We start from the raw sequence: 757 nt of genomic DNA on the forward strand, positions 1-757 counted from the left end.
CCATCGGTATCGGCGAGCTGGCACGGCGCGCCGGCTGCAAGCCTGAAACGGTGCGCTATTATGAGCGCATCGGGCTGGTGGGCGATGCATCGCGTACCGAGGGTGGGCAGAGGCGCTACGGCGAAGAAGCCGTCAGGCGGCTGACCTTCATTCGCCATGCCCGAGACTTCGGCTTCTCGGTGGATGCGGTGCGTGAGCTACTGGCGATGTCAGACCAGCCCGACATGCCCTGTCAGGAGGTCGATGCCGTTGCCAAGCATCACCTGGAGGAAGTGGAGTCGCGGCTGCAGCGGCTCTCGGCACTGCGTGACGAACTCAGGCGGATGGTGAGCCAGTGTGCCGGCGGCAAGGTCGAGAGCTGTCGCATCATCGAGGTGCTGAGTGATCACCAGTTGTGTATCAGTGAGGCAGCCCACAAAGGCGCTCACGATTTGGGATAACCTCCTGTGCGTCCCAGCGTGCCCTAGTTGAGACATTCAGGAACAGCATGATCACCAACTTCATAGAGAAGCCCAGGGTCGCCTTGTTCTGGTGACCGCTGCGGTGGGCCTGGGGAATGATCTCGCGGCTAATGACATACATCATCGCGCCGGCGGCGGGGCTGCCTAAAAACCCCAGTGTGACTGGCGAGACACCGTCCATAACCCCTGCCCGTGTGAAGTGAGTGCCGCTGAGGCTGTAGCGTCACGCGACGCTAGGTACATTGTGCCCACCGAGGCGTGTTTCACAGCAAGTCCACCTAAAGGCTTGTCAGTTC

Annotated in this window: 1 protein-coding gene; it reads left to right on the plus strand. The window is 61.3% G+C overall.

Annotation, left to right across the window (positions count from 1 at the left end):
* Window positions 1-2: 2 nt before the first annotated feature.
* Window positions 3-440, plus strand: coding sequence for a MerR family transcriptional regulator (locus ETC27_RS16435; protein ID WP_136256052.1), 438 nt, complete (start codon window positions 3-5; stop codon window positions 438-440).
* Window positions 441-757 lie beyond the last annotated feature (317 nt).

Source organism: Onishia niordana (assembly GCF_004798965.1).
In the GTDB taxonomy this organism is placed as follows: domain Bacteria; phylum Pseudomonadota; class Gammaproteobacteria; order Pseudomonadales; family Halomonadaceae; genus Onishia; species Onishia niordana.